This is a genomic window from Roseovarius mucosus DSM 17069, assembly GCF_000768555.3.
Classification (GTDB): Bacteria; Pseudomonadota; Alphaproteobacteria; order Rhodobacterales; family Rhodobacteraceae; genus Roseovarius; species Roseovarius mucosus.
Genome location: NZ_KN293977.1, coordinates 119901 through 138749 on the forward strand (window position 1 = coordinate 119901; position 18849 = coordinate 138749).

Below are 18849 nucleotides of genomic sequence, written 5' to 3' on the forward strand. Positions count from 1 at the left end.
CCATCCGCGAAGGCGGCCGCACCGTCGGCGCCGGCGTCGTGTCGAAGATCATCGAGTAACATCTGATCCGCCCTGACTGACAGGGGGCGTGCGGGTCACTGCACGCCCCCTTGCTATTTCGGAGCCGGACATGAAGCGTATTTTTCAGTATTTCGAAGCACGGATTGATGCCTATCCGGCATCTCCGCCAGGCCAGCCGCCCGCGCGGTTCTGGCCCTTTTTGTGGCATTATGCGCGCCCCGTTGCGCCGTGGCTTGTCGCGATGTCAGTCGTCTCAGCCGTTTTTGCCGCCGTTGAAATCATCCTGCTCGGCTATCTTGGCACGCTGGTAAACCGCATGTCGGAATTGGGGCCGGAGCGGTTTCTGGGGGAAGAGGCCGCGCGTCTTGGTGGTATGGGCGTGCTGCTCTTGATCGTGCTGCCCTTGCTCAGCGTCACCGGCGCGCTCATCATGTATCAGTCGCTCATGGGAAATTTCCCGCAGCGCATTCGCTGGCAGGGGCATCGCTGGCTCTTGGGTCAGTCGATGGGCTATTTTCAGGAGGAGTTTGCCGGTCGTATCGCCACGCGGCTTATGCAGACGTCGCTTGCTGTGCGCGAAACCGTCATGAAGCTGATGGACGTAGCGGTCTATATCCTTGCCTATTTCATCGGCACGCTGGTTCTTGCGGGGACGCAGGATATCCGCCTCGCCGCGCCCTTTGCGATTTGGGCGATCGCCTATGGCAGCCTGCTTGGTGTGATTGTGCCACGTTTGGGACGCGTGGCGCAAGAGCAGGCGCACGCGCGCGCGGACATGACGGGGCGTATCGTTGACAGCTATACCAATATCGCCACGGTCAAGCTCTTTAGCCATGCCGCCCGTGAAGAGGCCTATGCCCGCGCCGGTTTGGATGGGTTCTTGCAGACCGTGTATCGGCAAATGCGGTTGGTGGCGGTGCAGGATATGTCGGTCAACCTGCTGAATGCCTTGCTGACCGGGGCGGTCACGGGGCTTGGTCTGTGGCTTTGGGTGCAGGGACGGATCGATCTGGGGGCGCTTGCGGTTGCCATCCCGCTCGCTCTGCGGCTTGGGAATATGTCGCACTGGATCATGTGGGAATTTGCTGCCCTGTTCGAGAATGTTGGCACCGCGCGCGACGGATTGGCGACGCTCGCAATGCCGCGCACGGTTCAGGATAGCCCGACTGCAACGCCGTTGGTGGTGGACAAGGGGGCGGTGCGGTTTGAGGCGGTGCGCTTTGTCTACGACCGAAGCGGCACGCGCAAGGCCCCGGTGATCGACGGTCTCGACCTCACGCTCGCACCGGGGGAAAAGGTGGGGCTGGTTGGGCGGTCGGGCGCGGGCAAATCAACCCTCATCAACCTCTTGCTACGATTCCATGACCTGAGCGGTGGACGCATTCTGATCGACGGGCAGGATGTTTCGGAGGTCGGCCAAGACAGCCTGCGCGCCGCGATTGGCGTGGTGACACAGGACACGGCACTTCTGCACCGCTCGGTGCGCGAGAATATCGCCTATGGCCGTCCCGATGCGACCGAGGTGGAAATCCGCGCCGCGACCGATCTGGCCGAAGCGACAGAGTTCATTGCCGGGCTGGAGGATGCGCGCGGGCGCCGGGGCCTTGACGCCCATGTGGGCGAGCGCGGCGTCAAGCTCTCGGGAGGCCAGCGTCAAAGGATTGCCATTGCACGCGCGGCGCTCAAGGATGCGCCGCTTCTGGTGCTTGATGAGGCGACATCGGCGCTCGATTCCGAAGTGGAAGCGGCAATCCAGACACAGCTTTACCGACTTATGCAGGGCAAGACCGTGATTGCGATTGCACATCGCCTCTCGACCATCGCGGCGATGGATCGGCTGATCGTCATGGATGAAGGTCGGATTGTCGAAGAGGGCTCACATGCGGAGCTGCTGGCGCAAGGCGGGCTCTATGCGCGTCTTTGGGCCCGGCAATCGGGTGGATTCCTGATGGATTGATCGCAGAGGAGGTGCGGTGGGTCATTCTGTCGCGCCTTTTCCAGCTAGTGGAATGCGTTTTTCAGATGCAGCGGCAAGAGCCCGGCGCGCGCTCGGCCTACGAATTCTCGATAAAAATCAAGCACAGCTGAGCTTGCTGCATGTGCAAAGGGTGCGCGGCATACCGTTGTATTCCGTTAAGCTGTTGAAATCTTGACTTTATTTCAATCCCTGTCAGGCTGAAAGGTAAGCGGCGCGTGGCCTTATCGCTGCGTTGCCAAGACCGGTACGCGGGAGGGCACGGCATGGGCGGGATACTCAAGGGAATGCGCGTGGTCGAAGGATCGGCCTTTGTCGCGGTGCCGCTGGCGGGGATGACGCTGGCACAGATGGGGGCTGAAGTGATCCGTTTTGACCGCATCGGAGGCGGGCTGGATGCGGGCCGTTGGCCTCTGGCCCCCTCGGGTCAGAGCCTTTTTTGGGCGGGGCTGAACAAGGGCAAAAAATCCATCGCTGTAGACATGAGTCGTCCCGAGGGGCAGGATCTGGTGACGCGGATCATCACCGCTCCGGGCGAGGATGCCGGACTATTTCTTACAAACCTGCGGGTGCGCGGCTGGATGGATCATGAGACCCTCAGCCAGCATCGCGCCGATCTGGTAATGGTCACCCTGATGGGGGATCGGCATGGGCGCCCGGCGGTGGATTACACGGTCAATCCGTCACTGGGCATTCCCGAGATGACTGGCCCGGTGGGCTGGCCCGAACCCGTGGCGCATGCGCTGCCTGCGTGGGACATTGCGGCGGGGCATCTCGTGGTGTCCTCCCTCTTGGCGGCAGAGCGCGAGCGTCTGCGCCGAGGCAGGGGGCAGGAGGTCGAACTTTCGCTCAAGGATGTGGCAGCGGCCACCATCGGTCATCTTGGCCTGATTGGTGATGCCGCCCTGAATGACAAGGAACGCGGCAAGTCGGGCAATGCGCTCTACGGGGCCTATGGGCAGGATTTCCTCTGCGCCTGCGGGCGGCGGGTCATGGTGATCGGCCTCACGCATCGGCAATGGCGCGGGTTGATCAAGGCCACAGGCACCGAGGCGGCGATGGCGGCACTGGCCGCACGCAGTGGGCGCGATCTCAATGACGAGGGCAATCGCTGGCACCTGCGGCGCGAGATCACGGCAATCCTGCGGCCATGGTTTGCGACCCGGGCGTTGAGCAGCTTCGCCGAGGCGTTCGATGCGGCGGGACTCACGTGGTCCGTTTTCCGCACCGTCCGCGAGGCCCTGGCCGAAGACCCGGATCTGAGTGAGGACAATCCTATGTTCAAGCTCTTGATGCAACCGGGCTTAGGTCGGTTTCCGGTGCCGGGGCACCCGGCCACTTTCTCGGCCCATGAGCGGGCAGACCCGCGACCTGCGCCGCAGCTTGGCGCGCATACCGAAGAGGTTTTGGGAAATGTGGCCGGACTGAGCGACACCGAGATTGCCCAGCTTTTCGATAGCGGCGTCGTCCAAAGCCCCCGCTACGGGGCGCGTCCGGCGGCGTGAACAGGAAATTATGGATTTCCCGACGAAATCCGCCTGAGGGCGCTTGATTCCCGGTCGAAGCTGGCGTAATCCGGCGCTCGGCCTTAGGGGTATAGCTCAGCTGGTAGAGCGACGGTCTCCAAAACCGTAGGTCGCGGGTTCGAACCCTGCTGCCCCTGCCATTCCTTCCTGTCATCTTAGAACGATTTCCCTGTCCTGAATGACATTCGGGCGCGTCAAAAGCGCTGAAAATCGGTCTCAAATGCGGTTTAATTTAGACATGCCGTCTTTTCGCCGTCGGTTTGCCATGTTTTCGCCGCAATTGTGCCCCACCAAGACCACTAATCGGTTTCGACGTCCGGGGGGACTGAGACCGATCCGCGTGGGGGCGTGGGAGAAACAGGGGAATAGCTGCCATGGAAACGCATTTGCCGCGGGTTCCGATCCAAAAGACGTATTTTTCGCATCACAATCCAGAGCTTCCAGGGCGTTCGCCGGTTGATGCTGTCTCGACTGAGCAGGCGGTGGAAAATGCGATGTCCACAATCCGCGAGATTCTGACCGAGGAGCGGCGCAAGACGCGCCGCCACGTGTTGCCGGACCTCGCGCCGCACGTGCCGGTGGAACATCTCCAGCCGGTCCTCGCGCAAGCACCGAAACGGCGCGGAAATCTGCTGGCACGCCTCAAGAAGTTTCGCCCGCACGCGCTACGCTTGAAGCCGCGCCATGCCGGATGGCTGGCCGCGTTCGCCTTGGTTCTATGGCAGCCGATGCCGGTGTTGATTGCCATGTTCATCGGGTTCTGGATTGTCTTTCTGGGCTACGCCCTCTTTGGGCCGGAACGGATGACACATCTGCGGACCCGTGTGACGCGCCGGATTGCGCGTCTGCTGGAACAGCGCCGCGCGTTGCCTGAACTGCGACTGCGCCGCGAGCCAGAGCCTGATGTCTTTGCTGATCGTCCCGATCCCTTCGAGCGGATCGCGCCCAAGGCGCGCTGAGAATACGGGGCAGGGGGCAGTTGCCTTCTGCCCTTGAATTCGCGGGCCAGCCCGCGTATGTCGCGCTGAGCATCAAATTCAGAGAAGACAGCGCAGATGGCACGCACGAACCCCGTTCAATTCATTCAGCAGGTCCGCTCGGAAGTGGCCAAGGTCGTTTGGCCGACCCGTCGTGAGGTGATGCTGACAACGGTCATGGTCTTTATAATGGCCACGATCACCGCGATCTTCTTTGCTCTGGTTGACTTGGGCATTCGCAGCGGGCTGCAAGGGGTGCTGAGCCTGTTCGGCTAAGGCGGCGAAAATCGTGTTCAGGCTCTTGAATTCGCAGGCAATCAGGGGTAGTGGACCCCACACTCTGAAACATGGCGCGCGGCGATTCGTGTTGCGCGCCGATTTTTGTTTTAGATGTCGAAGGCCCAAGGGTCTGAAAGAATACGGAAATCCGATCTTGGTATCGGTAAGAACAAAGGCATAGGGCGACGATGGCAAAGCGGTGGTACTCGGTCAGTGTTCTCTCGAATTTCGAGAAGAAAATTGCCGAGCAAATCAGACAGTCCGTCACCGAGAACGGCCTTGAAGACGAAATCGACGAGGTTCTGGTTCCCACTGAAGAGGTGATCGAGATTCGTCGTGGCAAGAAAGTGACTGCCGAGCGCCGTTTCATGCCCGGCTACGTGCTGGTGCATATGGAAATGTCGGATCGGGGCTATCACTTGATTAGCTCGATCAATCGCGTAACCGGTTTTCTGGGGCCGCAGGGGCGCCCGATGCCGATGCGGGATGCAGAGGTCAATGCGATTCTGAACCGTGTTCAGGAGGGTGAAGAAAGCCCACGCACCCTGATTCACTTCGAGATCGGTGAGAGGGTCAAGGTCAACGACGGCCCGTTCGAAGATTTCGACGGCATGGTCGAGGAAGTGGACGAAGACAACCAGCGCCTCAAGGTGTCGGTGTCGATCTTTGGCCGGGAAACGCCGGTCGAACTTGAATTCACTCAGGTCACAAAGCAGATGTGATCGGGGTTGTCCGGTGTCGCCTAGAGGCGTCCCGGGCCAGAGCCGTGGGAGGCAAGGTGGCCGCGGCCACCGAACCGCACCACACAACACGAGAGCCAGAGGGGCGCGCCCCGATGGTGTTGGACCAAAAGGAGAGGCCATATGGCCAAGAAACTTATCGGGACGCTCAAGCTTCAGGTGAAAGCCGGGCAAGCCAACCCAAGCCCGCCCGTCGGCCCTGCACTGGGTCAGCGCGGCATCAACATCATGGAATTCTGCAAGGCATTCAATGCCAAGACCGCAGATCTCGAGCCGGGTGCGCCGTGCCCGACCGTGATTTCCTATTATCAGGACAAATCGTTCGAGCTGGCGATCAAGACGCCGCCGGCGTCTTACTTCCTGAAAAAGGCCGCCAAGCTGCAATCCGGCTCCAAGACCCCCGGTCGTGCCTCTGCCGGCACTGTCAGCATCGCGCAAGTGCGCGAGATTGCCGAAGCCAAGATGAAGGATCTCAACGCCAATTCCGTCGAAGCGGCCATGCAGATCATTCTTGGCAGCGCGCGCTCTATGGGCATTGAGGTGAAGTAAGATGGCAAAGCTTGGAAAACGGACCCGCGCCCTGCGCGAAGCCTTTGACGGCAAGGACAACATGAGCGTCGAGGACGCAATTGCCCTGATCAAGGGTAATGCGACCGCTAAATTCGACGAAACCGTCGAGATCTCGATGAACCTTGGTGTTGACCCCCGCCATGCGGACCAGATGGTGCGCGGCGTTGTCGGCCTGCCCAATGGCACCGGCAAGACCGTGCGTGTTGCCGTGTTCGCCCGCGGAGCCAAGGCCGATGAAGCCCAGGCCGCCGGTGCCGATATCGTCGGTGCCGAGGATCTCATGGAAACCATCCAAGGTGGCAAGATCGAGTTTGATCGCTGCATCGCCACGCCCGACATGATGCCGATCGTGGGTCGTCTGGGCAAGGTTCTGGGCCCGCGCAACCTGATGCCGAACCCCAAGATCGGGACGGTGACGATGGATGTGGCCCAAGCGGTCAAGGATGCCAAGGGCGGTCAAGTGCAGTTCAAGGCCGAAAAGGCCGGTGTGGTGCATGCCGGAATCGGCAAGGCATCGTTCGACGCGACCAAGCTGGCCGAGAATGTGCGCGCCTTTGTGTCTGCCGTGCAGCGTGCCAAGCCGACCGGCGCAAAGGGCACCTATGTCAAGAAAATCTCGCTTTCGTCCACCATGGGCGCAGGCGTGACAGTCGACGTCAACAGCGCCGTTGTCGAATAAGAATTTGCCCCCGGATCGATGGTCCGGGGGCAAACGGCAGGATCGCTTGCGGTCCTGTCCTGTCCGAGACGGAGGGTTCAGGCGATCGTTTGAATAAATCCTTCCTGAGATGGGGAACGAGATAAGATTTCCAGCCGGGACTTGCGTCCTCGGGTGATCTTGGCCTCGGGACCCGTGTTTTGGACCCGAACGCCGACCCTTCGGGAGCGGCAAAAACTGAGCCGGGGGGAGACCCCCAAATTTGGAGTGAAACTGTGGATAGAGCCCAGAAAGAGAAAGTGGTCGAGGAACTCGGCCAGATCTTTGAAAGCTCTGGCGTTGTAGTGGTCGCCCACTACGCGGGTCTTACAGTTGCCGAAATGCAGGATCTGCGTGCCCGCGCCCGTGCGGCAGAGGCATCAGTTCGTGTAGCCAAGAACAAGCTCGCCAAGATCGCCCTTGAGGGCAAGCCGTGCGCAAGCATTGCAAGCTATCTCACGGGCATGACCGTGCTCACCTTCTCCGAGGACCCCGTGGCAGCCGCCAAGGTGTGCGAGGACTTTGCCAAGGCGAACAAAAAGTTCGAGATCCTTGGCGGGGCCATGGGTGGCACGGCTCTGAACCGGGCCGGCGTCGAAGCCGTGTCGAAAATGCCCTCGCGTGAAGAGCTTATTGCTTCGATCGTGGGCTGCATCGGCGCACCTGCTTCGAACATTGCCGGTGCGATTGGCGCGCCTGCTTCCAATATCGCGGGCATCCTTTCGACGATCATCGAAAAGGCCGAGGCTGCGTAAGGCAAACTGTAATCACTGCGTAGGGGTTTACTTCCCGACGTTGGAACACATCTAGAGAACGGAAAGAGTCAAAAAATGGCTGATCTGAAGAAACTGGCAGAAGAGATCGTTGGTCTGACGCTTCTCGAAGCACAAGAACTGAAAACCATCCTCAAGGACGAGTATGGCATTGAGCCCGCAGCCGGTGGCGCTGTTATGATGGCAGGCCCGGCAGGCGATGCTGGCGGATCGGATGCTGAAGAGCAGACCGAATTCGACGTCATCCTGAAGTCGGCAGGCGCGTCCAAGATCAACGTGATCAAGGAAGTGCGTGCGATCACCGGTCTGGGCCTCAAAGAAGCCAAGGATCTGGTTGACGCTGGCGGCAAAGCTGTCAAAGAGCAGGTCTCGAAAGAAGAGGCCGACGACATCAAAGCCAAGCTGGAAGCAGCTGGCGCAGAAGTCGAAATCAAGTAATCCGTGCCGGGGCAACCCGGGTAGGATATTGCGGCTGGATCCGGGCTTTCCCGGTTCCGGCCAAACCTGTCTCAGAGAGGCCCTGCACTAACCGGGGTTTTTCTAAGGCGAGGTTTACACGATCGGGAGGTCATCATTGGGACGATGACCATGAATGGATCAAACCCAGCCGTCTCGGATGGACGCGGTGCTGAGCCCCAACAGCGCGCGCGACCGGTGAGAAATGAAAGGTGACATCGACCATGGCTCAAAGCTTCCTTGGCCAGAAACGCTTGCGCAGATATTACGGCAAAATCCGCGAAGTGCTGGAGATGCCGAATCTGATCGAGGTTCAGAAATCCTCGTATGACCTGTTCCTGAAATCCGGCGACCAGCCTCAGCCGCAGGACGGCGAAGGCATCAAGGGCGTCTTCCAGTCGGTTTTCCCGATCAAGGATTTCAACGAGACCAGCGTGCTGGAATTCGTCAGCTACGAGCTGGAAAAGCCCAAGTATGACGTCGATGAGTGCATGCAGCGCGATATGACCTATGCGGCCCCGCTCAAGGTCAAGCTGCGTTTGATCGTGTTCGATATCGACGAGGATACCGGCGCCAAATCGGTCAAGGATATCAAGGAGCAGGATGTGTTCATGGGCGATATGCCCCTGATGACGCCCAATGGCACCTTTGTCGTCAATGGCACCGAGCGCGTGATCGTGTCCCAGATGCACCGCAGCCCCGGCGTGTTCTTTGATCATGACAAGGGCAAGACCCATTCGTCGGGTAAGCTGCTGTTTACCTGCCGGATCATCCCCTATCGCGGGTCGTGGCTCGATTTCGAATTCGACGCCAAGGACATCGTCTTTGCCCGGATCGACCGTCGCCGCAAATTGCCGGTGACGACGCTGCTTTATTCGCTCGGTCTCGATCAAGAAGGCATCATGAATGCCTATTACGACACCGTAGATTACAAGCTGAAAAAGAAAAAGGGCTGGGTCACCAAGTTCTTCCCAGAGCGTGTCCGCGGCACCCGCCCCACCTATGATCTGGTCGACGCCAACACCGGCGAAGTGATTTTTGAAGCGAGCAAGAAGATCACACCGCGCGCGGTCAAGCAGCTGATCGACGAGGGGAATGTAACCGAGCTCTTGGTTCCCTTCGAGCATATCGTCGGCAAATTCGTGGCACGCGATATCATCGACGAGGAAACTGGCGCGATCTATGTCGAGGCGGGCGATGAGCTGACGCTGGAGTACGGCAAGGATGGCGAAGTCTCCGGGGGTACGCTTCAAGATCTGCTTGATGCCGGGATCACCGATATTCCGGTTCTCGACATCGACGGCATCAACGTAGGCGCCTATATCCGCAACACCATGGCGGCGGACAAGAACATGAACCGCGAGAGCGCGCTCATGGACATCTACCGCGTCATGCGCCCCGGCGAGCCGCCCACCGAAGAGGCCTCGGCGGCGCTGTTTGATACGCTGTTCTTTGATGCCGAACGCTATGACTTGTCGGCCGTTGGCCGGGTCAAGATGAACATGCGACTGAATCTCGATAAGCCGGATACTCAGCGCACGTTGGATCGCGACGATATCGTCGCCTGCGTCAAGGCGCTGGTGGAATTGCGGGACGGCAAGGGCGACATCGACGATATCGACCACCTCGGCAACCGCCGGGTGCGTTCTGTCGGTGAGTTGATGGAGAACCAGTATCGCGTTGGCCTGCTGCGGATGGAGCGTGCGATCAAGGAGCGGATGTCGTCGGTCGAGATCGACACGGTGATGCCGCAGGACCTGATCAACGCCAAGCCGGCGGCGGCGGCGGTGCGTGAATTCTTCGGCTCTTCGCAGCTGTCGCAGTTCATGGACCAGACCAACCCGCTGTCGGAAGTCACCCACAAGCGCCGTCTTTCCGCGCTCGGGCCGGGTGGTCTGACACGCGAACGCGCGGGCTTTGAGGTGCGCGACGTGCACCCGACCCACTATGGCCGGATGTGCCCGATCGAGACGCCAGAAGGTCCGAACATCGGTCTGATCAACAGCCTCGCGACCTTTGCGCGGGTCAACAAATACGGCTTTATCGAAACGCCTTATCGCAAGGTGATCAACGGCCAGGTGACGGACGAAGTGCAATACATGTCCGCCACGGAAGAGATGCGTCACACCGTGGCGCAGGCCAACGCCAATCTCGACGAGGGGGGACGGTTCGTCAACGATCTGGTCTCGACCCGTCAGTCGGGCGAATACATGCTCGCCCCTCGCGAGAGCGTGGACCTGATCGACGTGAGCCCCAAGCAGCTGGTGTCGGTCGCGGCTTCGCTCATTCCCTTCCTTGAGAATGACGACGCCAACCGCGCGCTGATGGGCTCGAACATGCAACGTCAGGCTGTGCCGACGCTGCGCGCCGAGGCGCCGCTGGTCGGCACAGGGATCGAGGGCGTCGTTGCCCGCGATTCCGGTGCTGCCATCATGGCGAAACGCGCCGGTGTGATCGACCAGGTCGATGCACAGCGGATCGTGATCCGCGCCACGGCCGATTTGGAAATCGGTGATCCGGGCGTGGATATCTACCGCATGCGCAAGTTCCAGCGCTCGAACCAGAACAGCTGCATCAACCAGCAGCCGCTGGTCAAGGTGGGCGATACCGTTCAAAAGGGTGAGGTCATCGCCGATGGTCCTTGCACCGATATGGGCGAATTGGCGCTTGGCAAGAACGTGATCACGGCCTTCATGCCGTGGAACGGCTATAACTACGAAGACTCGATCCTGATCTCCGAGCGGATCGTGCGCGATGACGTCTTTACCTCGATCCATATCGAGGAATTCGAGGTTGCCGCCCGCGATACCAAACTGGGACCGGAAGAGATCACGCGCGACATCCCGAACGTCGGCGAGGAAGCCCTGCGTAACCTCGACGAAGCGGGCATCGTCTATATCGGCGCCGATGTGGAGCCGGGCGATATCCTCGTGGGCAAGATCACCCCCAAGGGCGAGAGCCCGATGACGCCAGAGGAAAAACTCCTCCGCGCCATCTTTGGTGAAAAGGCCAGCGACGTGCGCGATACCTCCTTGCGCGTCAAGCCGGGTGATTACGGCACCGTCGTCGAGGTGCGGGTGTTCAACCGCCACGGTGTGGAAAAGGACGAACGCGCGCTCCAAATCGAGCGCGAAGAGGTCGAGCGTCTGGCGCGCGACCGCGATGACGAGTTGGCGATCCTGGATCGCAACATCTACGCTCGTCTGCGCACGCTCATCCTCGGCAAGGTTGCCGTCAAGGGCCCCAAGGGCGTCAAGGCCAATTCGGACATCACCGAAGAGTTGCTCTCGACCCTGACCAAAGGCCAGTGGTGGCAACTTGCCCTCAAGGACGAGGCCGATGCCAAAATCGTCGAGGCGCTGCATGATCAGTACGAGGCGCAAAAGCGCACGCTGGATGCACGGTTCGAGGACAAGGTTGAGAAGGTCCGCCGGGGCGATGATCTGCCGCCGGGTGTGATGAAGATGGTCAAGGTGTTCATCGCGGTGAAGCGCAAGCTGCAGCCGGGTGACAAGATGGCCGGTCGTCACGGCAACAAGGGTGTGGTGTCCAAGGTGATCCCGATCGAGGATATGCCGTTCCTTGCGGATGGCACCCCGGTCGATATCTGTCTCAATCCGCTCGGCGTGCCGAGCCGGATGAACGTTGGGCAGATTCTGGAGACCCACATGGGATGGGCCGCGCGGTCGCTCGGTCTCAAGATCGACGAAGCGTTGCAGGACTACCGCCGTTCTGGCGATCTGACCCCTGTGCGCGAGGCGATGCGCATTGCCTATGGCGATGACGTCTATGCCGAAGGCATCGAAGGCATGGATGAGACCGCTCTGGTCGAGTCCGCCGGCACCGTCACGCGCGGTGTGCCGATTGCCACCCCGGTCTTTGACGGGGCGAAAGAGGCGGATGTCAACGACGCGCTGCGGCGTGCCGGGTTCGACACGAGCGGTCAGTCGGTGCTGTTTGACGGGCGCACGGGCGAGCAGTTTTCGCGCCCTGTGACCGTGGGCATCAAGTATCTGCTCAAGCTGCATCACCTTGTCGATGACAAGATCCACGCACGCTCGACCGGACCTTACAGCCTTGTCACGCAGCAGCCTCTGGGTGGTAAGGCCCAGTTCGGCGGCCAGCGGTTCGGGGAAATGGAGGTCTGGGCACTCGAAGCCTATGGTGCCGCCTACACCCTGCAAGAGATGCTGACGGTCAAGTCGGACGACGTGGCTGGCCGGACCAAGGTCTATGAGAGCATCGTCAAGGGCGAGGACAATTTCGAGGCCGGTATCCCGGAATCGTTCAACGTTCTTGTCAAAGAGGTCCGGGGCCTTGGCCTCAACATGGAACTCCTGGATGCGGAGGAAGACGAGTAAGCGCGCGCCGGACCCTTTGAAAGGGTCCGGTCCGTTTTCTTTTCAAGAAAACGGCGTTGCAACTCTTTCCACTGCCAGCCTCTAAGGATTTTAAGATGAACCAGGAACTGACAAACAACCCGTTCAACCCTGTGGCACCGGCCAAGGTGTTCGACGAAATCAAGGTCAGCCTTGCCAGCCCGGAGCGTATCCTCAGCTGGTCTTACGGCGAGATCAAGAAGCCCGAGACCATCAACTATCGCACGTTCAAGCCTGAGCGTGACGGTCTCTTCTGCGCGCGTATCTTTGGCCCGATCAAGGATTACGAATGCCTCTGCGGCAAATACAAGCGCATGAAATATCGCGGCGTTGTCTGCGAGAAATGCGGCGTTGAAGTCACGCTGCAAAAAGTCCGTCGCGAGCGTATGGGCCATATCGAGCTGGCCGCACCCTGCGCCCATATCTGGTTCCTGAAATCGCTACCGTCGCGCATCGGTCTTATGCTGGACATGACGCTGCGTGATCTGGAGCGGGTGCTCTATTTCGAAAACTATGTGGTGATCGAGCCCGGTCTGACCGATCTGACCTATGGTCAGATGCTGACCGAAGAAGAGTTCATGGATGCGCAGGATGCCTATGGCATGGACGCCTTTACCGCCAATATCGGCGCCGAGGCGATCCGTGAGATGCTCCAGAACATCGATCTCGAGGCCGAGGCCGAGCAACTGCGCGCCGACCTCAAGGAAGCCACGGGCGAACTGAAGCCCAAGAAGATCATCAAGCGCCTCAAGGTGGTGGAATCCTTCATCGAATCCGGCAACCGCCCGGAATGGATGGTGATGACGGTGATCCCGGTCATTCCGCCAGAATTGCGCCCTCTGGTGCCGCTGGATGGGGGCCGTTTTGCCACCTCGGATCTCAACGACCTCTATCGCCGGGTGATCAACCGGAACAACCGCCTCAAGCGGCTCATTGAGCTTCGCGCGCCCGATATCATCGTGCGAAACGAAAAGCGCATGTTGCAGGAATCGGTGGATGCGCTCTTTGACAACGGTCGTCGTGGCCGGGTGATCACCGGCGCGAACAAGCGCCCGCTTAAATCGCTCTCGGACATGCTTAAGGGCAAGCAGGGGCGCTTCCGTCAGAACCTTCTGGGTAAGCGGGTCGACTTCTCGGGTCGTTCGGTGATCGTGACCGGTCCTGAACTCAAGCTGCATCAGTGCGGCCTGCCCAAGAAGATGGCGCTCGAGCTCTTCAAGCCCTTTATCTATTCGCGGCTTGAGGCCAAGGGTCTGTCGAGCACCGTGAAACAGGCCAAGAAGCTGGTGGAAAAAGAGCGTCCCGAGGTTTGGGATATTCTGGATGAGGTGATCCGCGAGCATCCCGTGATGCTGAACCGTGCGCCGACGCTGCACCGCTTGGGTATCCAGGCGTTCGAGCCGGTATTGATCGAAGGCAAGGCCATCCAGCTTCACCCGCTGGTTTGTTCGGCCTTCAACGCCGACTTTGACGGAGACCAGATGGCCGTGCACGTTCCGCTGAGCCTTGAGGCCCAGTTGGAAGCGCGCGTGTTGATGATGTCCACCAATAACGTGCTGTCGCCCGCCAACGGCGCGCCGATCATCGTCCCGTCGCAGGATATGATCCTTGGCCTCTATTACGTCACGCTGCAGCGCGACGGGATGAAGGGTGAAGGGATGGTGTTCTCGTCCTTGGGTGAGGTGCAGCATGCGCTTGACGCGGGCGAGGTACATCTGCACGCCAAGGTAACCGTGCGAGTGCCGCAGATCGATGAGCATGGCAACGAGGTCATGGTGCGCGTTGTCACCACACCGGGCCGCGCGCGTCTCGGTGCGCTTCTGCCGCAGAATGCCAAGGCGCCCTTTAGCCTTGTCAACCGTCTGTTGCGCAAGAAAGAGGTGCAGCAGGTCATCGACACCGTCTATCGTTATTGCGGTCAGAAAGAGAGCGTCATTTTCTGCGACCAGATCATGACCCTCGGCTTCCGTGAAGCGTTCAAGGCGGGCATTTCCTTTGGCAAGGATGACATGGTCGTTCCGGACAACAAGTGGGGGATCGTCGAAGAGACTCGCACCCAAGTCAAAGGCTTTGAGCAGCAGTATATGGACGGCCTGATCACCCAAGGTGAAAAGTACAACAAGGTCGTCGATGCCTGGTCGAAGTGTAACGATCAGGTCACCGAGGCCATGATGTCCACCATCTCCGCCGAGGTGCGCGACGAGAACGGTGCCGTGCGCGAGCCTAACAGCGTCTACATGATGGCGCATTCGGGCGCGCGGGGGTCTGTCACGCAGATGAAGCAGTTGGGCGGCATGCGTGGCCTGATGGCCAAGCCGAACGGCGACATCATCGAGACGCCGATCATCTCGAACTTCAAGGAAGGTCTGACGGTTCTCGAATATTTCAACTCGACCCACGGGGCCCGTAAGGGTCTGTCGGATACCGCTCTCAAAACCGCAAACTCGGGGTATCTGACCCGACGTCTGGTGGACGTGGCGCAGGACTGCATCGTGCGCGAGCATGATTGCGGCACCGAGCGCGCGGTCACGGTCGAAGCGGCGGTAAACGACGGCGAAGTTGTGGCCTCTTTGGCAGAGCGTTGCCTTGGCCGTGTTGCGGCAGAGGATATCTTTGATCCGATCAGCGATGCGGTCTTGATTGCCAAGGGTCAACTCATCGACGAGCGTATGGCGGATTCGTTGGAAGAGGCGGCGGTGCAAACCGTACGTCTGCGCTCGCCGCTGACCTGCGAGGCCGAGGATGGCGTTTGCGCCATGTGCTATGGTCGTGACCTTGCGCGCGGCACCATGGTCAACATCGGCGAAGCGGTCGGCATCATCGCCGCTCAGTCGATTGGCGAGCCCGGCACGCAGCTTACGATGCGGACCTTCCACATCGGCGGCGTGGCACAGGGGGGGCAACAGTCCTTCCTTGAGGCGAGCCAAGAGGGCACGATCACCTATGATCAACCCCAGACGCTGGAGAACGCCAATGGCGAGACCCTCGTTATGGGCCGGAACATGAAAATCCGGATCATGGGCGACAAGGGTGTTGAGCTTGCCAACCACAAGGTCGGTTACGGCACCAAGCTCTTTGTGAAGGAAGGGGCCAAAGTCACGCGCGGTCAGAAACTGTTCGAGTGGGATCCCTATACCCTGCCGATCCTCGCCGAGAAATCAGGCACCGCGAAGTTCGTGGACCTGACCTCGGGGGTCTCGGTGCGTGACGTGACCGACGAAGCCACAGGCATGACCCAAAAGATCGTGACCGACTGGCGCGCAGCGCCTCGCGGTAACGAACTGAAGCCCGAGGTGTTCATCATTGGCGACGACGGTGAGCCGATGCGCAATGACGCGGGCAATCCTGTGACCTATCCGATGTCTGTGGATGCCATTCTCTCGGTTGAAGAAGGTCAGCAGGTGCAAGCCGGCGACGTGATCGCGCGTATCCCGCGCGAGGGTGGCAAGACCAAGGACATCACCGGCGGTCTGCCGCGTGTGGCCGAACTCTTTGAGGCACGCCGCCCCAAGGATCACGCCATCATTGCGGAAATCGACGGGTATGTCCGCTATGGCCGCGACTACAAGAACAAGCGTCGCGTTACCATCGAACCCACAGACGAGAGCCTTGAGCCCGTGGAGTACATGGTGCCCAAGGGCAAGCACATTCCGGTGCAGGAGGGTGACTATGTCCAGAAGGGCGATTACATCATGGACGGCAACCCCGCGCCGCATGACATTCTCGCCATCATGGGTGTCGAAGCGCTTGCAAATTACATGATCGACGAGGTGCAGGAGGTTTACCGTCTGCAGGGCGTGAAGATCAACGACAAGCATATCGAAGTCATCGTGCGTCAAATGCTGCAAAAGTGGGAAATCCAGGACTCTGGCGATACCACGCTGCTCAAGGGCGAGCATGTTGACAAGGTTGAGTTTGACGAGGCCAATGCCAAGGCAGAGGCCAAGGGCGGGCGTCCGGCATCGGGCGAGCCGATTCTTCTCGGGATCACGAAGGCATCGCTGCAGACCCGGTCGTTCATCTCGGCGGCGTCCTTCCAGGAAACCACCCGCGTGCTCACCGAGGCCTCGGTTCAGGGCAAGCGCGACAAGCTGGTGGGTCTCAAGGAGAACGTCATCGTGGGCCGCCTGATCCCGGCGGGCACGGGTGGGGCAACCCAGGAAATGCGGCGTATTGCGACAGCGCGCGACAGCATCGTGATTGAGGCCCGTCAGGAAGAGGCGGCGGCGGCCGCTGCTCTGGCGGCCCCGGTGATCGACAATGACGTGGTTGGCGGGGATGAATTCGACAATTTTGTCGAAACCCCGGAGAGCCGCGATCAGTAAGGATTGCGCACAAGATATGGAAAAGCCCGGCCTGTTGGCCGGGCTTTTTCTGTTGAGGTGATCGGTTTTTCAGTGAAAAAGACTGGAAACCGTTTCAAGAGTTCTGGGCTTGCTGTCCCAAACCGCGCAGCTCGTCCAGCGGGATATGGCAATGGATCACATGGCCGTCCCCGGCCTCTTGTGCGGGCGGGGCGTCTGTTTCGCAGACCGTGCCACGCTTGACCGGGCAGCGCCGCTGGAAAGGACAGCCGCGCGCAGGTGGTGAAAGCTCCACCGCATCCTCGGCCAAAAGCCGAGAAACCTGATCCGGATCAGGCTCTAGAACTGCACCCAAAAGCGCCTCGGTGTAGGGGTGCGAGGGCTGCGCATAGACCGCTGCTGCCGGTCCCATTTCGCATATCCGCCCTTGATAGAGCACGGCAACCCTGTCTGAAAGCGCCCGAACCACAGTCAGATCATGGCTGACAAATACAAAGGCTGTGCCATGTAGCCCTTTGAGATCGTTCAGCAATTCCAGAACTGCCGCCTGCACCGAGACATCGAGCGCCGAGGTGATCTCGTCGCAGAGCACGATGTCCGGCCCTGCGGCAAAGGCGCGTGCCACCGCTACGCGCTGTTTCTCGCCGCCCGAAAGCTGCCCCGGGCGGCGGTCAAGGTAATGCGCGCCGAGGCGCACCGTTTCTAGCAGTTCGGCGGCACGGTCGCGCAGTGCGTGATCCTTGAGCCCGAAATAGAGCCGCAGGGGTTGGGCCAATATCTCGCCAACCGTTTGGCGGGGATTGAGGCTGTCGTCGGGGTTCTGGAAAATCATCTGAATGCGCCGCAACTGATCGGGGCGGCGGTCTTCAGCCAAAGAAGGCAGTGCAGTTCCATCGCCAAGGCTGATCCGGCCCTTGGCGGGGGCCAAGAGACCGGCGATGGATTTCAGGATGGTGGATTTGCCACTGCCGGACTCGCCCACCAACCCCAAAGTCTCGCCGCGCCGAAGGTCAAGCGTGATCCCATCTACCGTCGCGGGCGGGGCAGGTTGCCCCGTCAGTCGCGCAAAGAAACCGGGACGCTCGTAGCAGATCGCGAGGCTGTCGAGTGAGAGGGTAAGCGGACTGTCAGCAGAGCAGCAGGTCAGCGCCGCGCCGGCATGTCCGGCGCGCATTCTCGCCACTTGGTCGGGGTAATGACAGCGTGTCATTTGATCCGCCGCACCCGGCACCATAAGTGGGCGGGTGGTTTGACAGGTCTCGGTTGCCATGGCGCAGCGCGGCGCAAAGGCACAGCCCACTCGGGCGGTTTCGGGTCCCGGTGGTCGTCCCTCCAACGCCCGTGGTAGCGTGCTGTCGCCAAGTCGGGGGATCGAGGCCAACAGGCCCCGGGCATAGGGGTGCGCAGGGTGGCTGAGCACGCTCCGTGTTGGTCCTGTCAGCACGGTTTCCCCGGCATAGAGCACCTGAACCCGGTCGCAGACCCGCGCGATGACGCCCAGATCGTGGCTGACATAGACCATGGCCATATTGCGCGCGCGCGCCAGATCGCGCAGCAAGTCAAGGATATGCGCCTGCGTCGTGACATCAAGGCCGGTAGTCGGTTCATCCAGCAAGAGCGCGTCCGGCTCTCCGGCGAGGGCCATGGCGATGGCAACGCGCTGTTGCTGGCCGCCCGACAATTCATGCGGGTAGCGGCGCAGGATTGCTTGGGGGTCGGGCAGGCGCACTTGGGTCAGAAGGTCCAGCGCCCGTGCCGCATACGTGCTCTCTGGCAGGTCGCAATGCAGGCGCAGGGCCTCATTGATTTGCTTCCCGATACGCAGGGTTGGGGTTAGGGCCTGTCCGGAATTTTGCGGAATAAGGCCCAGTTGCCCGCCGCGAACCTTCGACAGTTCTTGCGCGGATAGGGCAAAGGTATCGGAGCCGTTATAGATCACTTCGCCGGACAGCCTGACGAGCCCGTGCCTGAGATAGCCCATGGCCGCCAGTGCAAGTGTGCTCTTTCCAGATCCACTTTCCCCAACGATTCCAAGGCTCTCTCCGCGACAGACCGTCAAATCGACTTCATGCAGCACAGGCAGGATGCGTCCGGATCGCCCGCGAAATCCGATGCAGAGCTTGCGAATGTCGAGAAGGGGGGGACCGCTCAT

Annotated in this window: 12 protein-coding genes and 1 tRNA gene; 12 read left to right on the forward strand and 1 reads right to left on the reverse strand. The window is 60.4% G+C overall.

The annotated features are described in order from the left end of the window. Nucleotides 1-130: 130 nt before the first annotated feature. From ROSMUC_RS06105 to rpoC, 12 genes are all read left to right on the forward strand, one after another. A complete protein-coding gene (locus ROSMUC_RS06105) occupies nt 131-1978 on the forward strand; it encodes an ABC transporter ATP-binding protein (RefSeq protein ID WP_037270678.1) in 1848 nt (615 codons plus the stop codon). 284 nt (nt 1979-2262) lie between these two features. Then, the gene (locus ROSMUC_RS06110; RefSeq protein ID WP_037270682.1) at nt 2263-3501 is read left to right on the forward strand and encodes a CoA transferase; all 1239 of its coding nucleotides are present in this window, start codon (nt 2263-2265) and stop codon (nt 3499-3501) included. A gap of 85 nt (nt 3502-3586) precedes the next feature. Then, a tRNA-Trp gene (locus ROSMUC_RS06115) sits at nt 3587-3662 on the forward strand. Between the two features lie 354 nt (nt 3663-4016). Next, complete coding sequence (locus ROSMUC_RS06120) at nt 4017-4481, forward strand: hypothetical protein (protein ID WP_245875127.1); 465 nt, start codon at nt 4017-4019, stop codon at nt 4479-4481. Nucleotides 4482-4577: 96 nt separating this feature from the next. Next, the gene (gene secE / locus ROSMUC_RS06125; protein WP_037270687.1) at nt 4578-4775 is read left to right on the forward strand and encodes a preprotein translocase subunit SecE; all 198 of its coding nucleotides are present in this window, start codon (nt 4578-4580) and stop codon (nt 4773-4775) included. Between the two features lie 191 nt (nt 4776-4966). Next, entirely contained in the window at nt 4967-5500 is a 534-nt protein-coding gene (gene nusG / locus ROSMUC_RS06130; protein WP_037270689.1) for a transcription termination/antitermination protein NusG, read from the forward strand. Nucleotides 5501-5641: 141 nt separating this feature from the next. After that, nucleotides 5642-6067 (forward strand): 50S ribosomal protein L11, encoded by a 426-nt coding sequence (gene rplK / locus ROSMUC_RS06135; protein WP_037270691.1) that lies wholly within the window; start codon nt 5642-5644, stop codon nt 6065-6067. 1 nt (nt 6068) lies between these two features. After that, the gene (rplA, locus tag ROSMUC_RS06140; RefSeq protein WP_037270694.1) at nt 6069-6767 is read left to right on the forward strand and encodes a 50S ribosomal protein L1; all 699 of its coding nucleotides are present in this window, start codon (nt 6069-6071) and stop codon (nt 6765-6767) included. 254 nt (nt 6768-7021) lie between these two features. Then, nucleotides 7022-7540 carry a 50S ribosomal protein L10 gene (gene rplJ / locus ROSMUC_RS06145; protein ID WP_037270697.1) on the forward strand — a complete coding sequence of 173 codons (519 nt, stop codon included), beginning with the start codon at nt 7022-7024 and terminating at the stop codon, nt 7538-7540. 75 nt (nt 7541-7615) lie between these two features. Continuing rightward, entirely contained in the window at nt 7616-7996 is a 381-nt protein-coding gene (rplL, locus tag ROSMUC_RS06150; RefSeq protein ID WP_037242491.1) for a 50S ribosomal protein L7/L12, read from the forward strand. Between the two features lie 242 nt (nt 7997-8238). Beyond that, the gene (gene rpoB / locus ROSMUC_RS06155; protein ID WP_037270698.1) at nt 8239-12375 is read left to right on the forward strand and encodes a DNA-directed RNA polymerase subunit beta; all 4137 of its coding nucleotides are present in this window, start codon (nt 8239-8241) and stop codon (nt 12373-12375) included. A gap of 95 nt (nt 12376-12470) precedes the next feature. Next, nucleotides 12471-16718, forward strand: a complete 4248-nt coding sequence (rpoC, locus tag ROSMUC_RS06160; protein WP_037270700.1) for a DNA-directed RNA polymerase subunit beta' — start codon at nt 12471-12473, stop codon at nt 16716-16718. A 94-nt stretch (nt 16719-16812) separates the two neighbouring features. On the opposite strand, the gene ROSMUC_RS06165 is transcribed toward rpoC, so the two are convergent. Then, the gene (locus tag ROSMUC_RS06165; protein WP_037270701.1) at nt 16813-18849 is read right to left on the reverse strand and encodes a dipeptide ABC transporter ATP-binding protein; all 2037 of its coding nucleotides are present in this window, start codon (nt 18847-18849) and stop codon (nt 16813-16815) included.

What these genes read in the sequence shown, in the direction of transcription:
- rpoC (WP_037270700.1), top strand. Translation starts at nt 12,471, where the DNA reads ATGAACCAGGAACTGACAAACAACCCGTTCAACCCTGTGGCACCGGCC.
- rpoB (WP_037270698.1), top strand. Translation starts at nt 8,239, where the DNA reads ATGGCTCAAAGCTTCCTTGGCCAGAAACGCTTGCGCAGATATTACGGC.
- ROSMUC_RS06110 (WP_037270682.1), top strand. Translation starts at nt 2,263, where the DNA reads ATGGGCGGGATACTCAAGGGAATGCGCGTGGTCGAAGGATCGGCCTTT.
- ROSMUC_RS06105 (WP_037270678.1), top strand. Translation starts at nt 131, where the DNA reads ATGAAGCGTATTTTTCAGTATTTCGAAGCACGGATTGATGCCTATCCG.
- rplA (WP_037270694.1), top strand. Translation starts at nt 6,069, where the DNA reads ATGGCAAAGCTTGGAAAACGGACCCGCGCCCTGCGCGAAGCCTTTGAC.
- ROSMUC_RS06120 (WP_245875127.1), top strand. Translation starts at nt 4,017, where the DNA reads ATGTCCACAATCCGCGAGATTCTGACCGAGGAGCGGCGCAAGACGCGC.
- rplL (WP_037242491.1), top strand. Translation starts at nt 7,616, where the DNA reads ATGGCTGATCTGAAGAAACTGGCAGAAGAGATCGTTGGTCTGACGCTT.
- secE (WP_037270687.1), top strand. Translation starts at nt 4,578, where the DNA reads ATGGCACGCACGAACCCCGTTCAATTCATTCAGCAGGTCCGCTCGGAA.
- nusG (WP_037270689.1), top strand. Translation starts at nt 4,967, where the DNA reads ATGGCAAAGCGGTGGTACTCGGTCAGTGTTCTCTCGAATTTCGAGAAG.
- ROSMUC_RS06165 (WP_037270701.1), bottom strand. Translation starts at nt 18,849, where the DNA reads ATGAGCGGTCCCCCCCTTCTCGACATTCGCAAGCTCTGCATCGGATTT.
- rplK (WP_037270691.1), top strand. Translation starts at nt 5,642, where the DNA reads ATGGCCAAGAAACTTATCGGGACGCTCAAGCTTCAGGTGAAAGCCGGG.